The sequence below is a fragment of the Lentilactobacillus parakefiri genome (genome assembly GCF_002157585.1).
Lineage (GTDB): Bacteria > Bacillota > Bacilli > Lactobacillales > Lactobacillaceae > Lentilactobacillus > Lentilactobacillus parakefiri.
On the sequence record NZ_BDGB01000068.1, the window covers coordinates 1 to 2,751 of the forward strand.

The following is a 2,751-nucleotide window of genomic DNA, read 5'->3' on the forward strand; positions in this document are numbered from 1 at the left end:
CTAGTTGAGACATCTATTCCTACCCCGCTTATCTTGAGTTTCGTCGCTTAAAGCATAGCACTAGGGAGGCTTAGATGCCTTTTTTTGTTATCAAAAAGGGCCTAGTACTTTTGGAATGGAAATACTTTCCAACACCAAAAATTCTAGACCCGGAAAAATACTGCTTAGTATCAACTTGGTTAGTTGGCGCTTTCTCAAAGCCATACTCGTTTATTGAAGGACTAGTTAAAAATCAGTCCTAAGCTCATGAAAACGATAAATGAAAGACAAATCAACGTTGCGTTTTTAATTGAAATCTTGAAAGTTTCTCGTTTGACCTGTTTGTGCAAGAAGACCCGCGTATTTTTCCAAACTGGAATAATACTGAGCAACGTTAGTAAACTAAACTTTGGCAGCACACCCATCAAGACCGCGATCACCAGACAAGCATAACCAGCAACGTAACTCCATGCAAATACCTGAAGCATCACCGGTTTGCCGAGATAATACAAAATCGTGTGTCGGCCTAACGCAATGTCCTCGTCCATATCACAAATATTATTAGCTAACATAATGTTAGAAATTGCAAAAATGGCCAGACCTGACGCAATTAAAACAGCCAGCGTTGACTGCCAAGTAATGGCTGCCGTGTCATACGTATTAATAAAGACGGCAATCCAGAAGATCATAAAGCCCATCGTAAAGCCCGAGAAAAATTCGCCAAACGGGCCTTGTGAAATTGGCTTCGGACCGCCAGCGTAAAAGTAACCGACCGCATATGAATATAGCCCCATCCACAACAATGGCAACCCCGTTTGTGTTACTAACCATAGTCCGATAATCAATGAGATTCCGGCTAAACCAAACGTAATCGTCCGGGCCTGACCAATGGAAATCTGGTTAACACCGACCACATTAGTTTCTTGCAAAAATTCTTGATTGTCGTCATTACGTGGCGCGTGTAGGAAGTCTTGGTAATTATCATTCGCATTAGTCGCCATGTGAAAAAGTGAAGATGCAATGAAAAATAGCAATAAATAACCAAGATGTAACTGATGATAATTATAATAGGCGTACATACTCCCCAAAACGAACGGTAACACGCTCGCAATTAATGATTTAATTTCAACAAATTCAAGAAACACTTTTGGTTTCAATGATTTACACCATCCTTTTGTTTGACAACGAAACAAGTTATTTGTACCTTAGCCGCGATCTGTCAATCCACTATCAAGTATCTTTATTGGGATTGTTAGCTGATTGGCAGCCATTTGAGCGGTTTTAACAGTACCACTAAGAACCGAACCAATATGAATTGAAATAATTTGATCCCCTGGTTGGAAAAGCCATTTATAAGTTTCGATAAAATCACCCACTGATGGTTGACTAGTTTGAGGAAATTCGCGATTTGTTTTGAGTTGATTGGAAAATTCATTTCGACTAATGTCAATTTGATCTCGATAATTTTTACCATTTAAAGTAACTGTTAATGGAATAACCGTTATGTGGTTAGTCCTAATCTCCCGATCAGTTAGTTGAGCAGTAGAATCTGTAACAATGTGAATCATAAAAACCAACCTCCCTTCACATTAACAACACAAATGAGTCTTTAGCTTTCTTCTGCACGGTATTTTTCAATTCGATATAAAGTTACAGGGGCAATCCCCAACATACGAGCAATCTGACGTTTTGTTAATTCTTCTCCCTGTTCCCGTCGAGTTAGCAAACGACAGGCTTCTTTATAAATATAGCGTTTCTGTCGATTTGGTGAATGTGGTCCGTATTCACGTACTTTACCATGATATTTTCCTTGACGCTTAGCAATTTCAATTCCCTGTCGCTGTCTTACTTTTATTGTCTCACGTTCTTCTTGTGCCATATATTTATAGAGTTCAATAATGATATTGGTAATAAGATTACGCAAGTTTGTATCCTCAATACTATTAAAGCTTGGTAAATTTAAAACATTTAATGTTGCCCCTTTATGTCGAATTGCTTCCATAATTTCTGTTAAATCTGATGAATTTCTGCCTAAACGATCTAGGCTTAGCACAATAACCTCATCATCGTCACGAAGATAATCAAGCATTGCTTGTAGTTGTGGACGAGCAGCATTCTTTCCAGAAAGTTTTTCTTGGAAAAGTTTCGTCACACCTGCTGCTTTCAGTTGTTCAATTTGCCGGGCTAGATTTTGCTCACGAGTACTAACACGTGCGTAACCAATTTTTGTCATTTTTAGAAGGCCTCCGGATCACTTATATGTAACTAATGATAATACATATTTTAGCTGGATACAATAGGGTAGACCCTAGCGTAATCAATCTGTGCGATACTGTGATGTCTATGATCGTTACAAGAATTGCTAACTAGAGTTAAACATGTTTGTACAAATGCGGCTGAATTATTGAGACGTTTGGACTATTCTATTATTCTGGGAGGCGGTTTATGATGAGTAAAAAGAATTGGATTTATATTTTACGATATTTGTTGGCGATTGGTTTATATGTTCTTTATGTTGAAATTTTTGATAAGCATGATTTTAGTTGGATTGTCATTGCCTTTACTATCGGCTATGGTCTTGGGGCTTTCCCAGTTAAGCCTAAAGATCAAAGGTAAAAAGTTCTTTTAAATACGATGTTAATTTAATATTAATTAGTTTAAGTGATGAAAAAATCGTCACTGTTTCTTCCTTAGAAGCTGTCTAAAATCTCTTAAGTAATAGTGCTAAAAACGCTAAAACGACCATTTGCAGACTGGTGGTTAATTGACGCT

4 protein-coding genes are annotated in these 2,751 nt (G+C 37.6%); 1 reads left to right on the forward strand and 3 read right to left on the reverse strand.

Annotated elements, in window-relative coordinates:
- Positions 1-221: 221 nt before the first annotated feature.
- The 3 genes from LPKJCM_RS07375 to LPKJCM_RS07385 are packed head-to-tail and all read right to left on the reverse strand — an operon-like array spanning position 222 to position 2,212.
- Positions 222-1,136 carry a 1,4-dihydroxy-2-naphthoate polyprenyltransferase gene (locus LPKJCM_RS07375; RefSeq protein ID WP_057962635.1) on the reverse strand — a complete coding sequence of 305 codons (915 nt, stop codon included), beginning with the start codon at positions 1,134-1,136 and terminating at the stop codon, positions 222-224.
- Between the two features lie 48 nt (positions 1,137-1,184).
- Entirely contained in the window at positions 1,185-1,547 is a 363-nt protein-coding gene (locus LPKJCM_RS07380; protein ID WP_057962636.1) for a DegV family protein, read from the reverse strand.
- Positions 1,548-1,588: 41 nt separating this feature from the next.
- Positions 1,589-2,212 (reverse strand): recombinase family protein, encoded by a 624-nt coding sequence (locus LPKJCM_RS07385; RefSeq protein WP_057962637.1) that lies wholly within the window; start codon positions 2,210-2,212, stop codon positions 1,589-1,591.
- 215 nt (positions 2,213-2,427) lie between these two features.
- On the opposite strand from LPKJCM_RS07385, the gene LPKJCM_RS13200 reads away from it, so the two are divergent.
- The gene (locus LPKJCM_RS13200; protein WP_165758584.1) at positions 2,428-2,595 is read left to right on the forward strand and encodes a hypothetical protein; all 168 of its coding nucleotides are present in this window, start codon (positions 2,428-2,430) and stop codon (positions 2,593-2,595) included.
- The last annotated feature ends 156 nt before the right edge of the window (positions 2,596-2,751 follow it).

Excerpts from the sequence above, each read along its gene's own strand:
- LPKJCM_RS07380 (WP_057962636.1), bottom strand. The coding sequence starts at position 1,547 with ATGATTCACATTGTTACAGATTCTACTGCTCAACTAACTGATCGGGAG.
- LPKJCM_RS07385 (WP_057962637.1), bottom strand. The coding sequence starts at position 2,212 with ATGACAAAAATTGGTTACGCACGTGTTAGTACTCGTGAGCAAAATCTA.
- LPKJCM_RS13200 (WP_165758584.1), top strand. The coding sequence starts at position 2,428 with ATGAGTAAAAAGAATTGGATTTATATTTTACGATATTTGTTGGCGATT.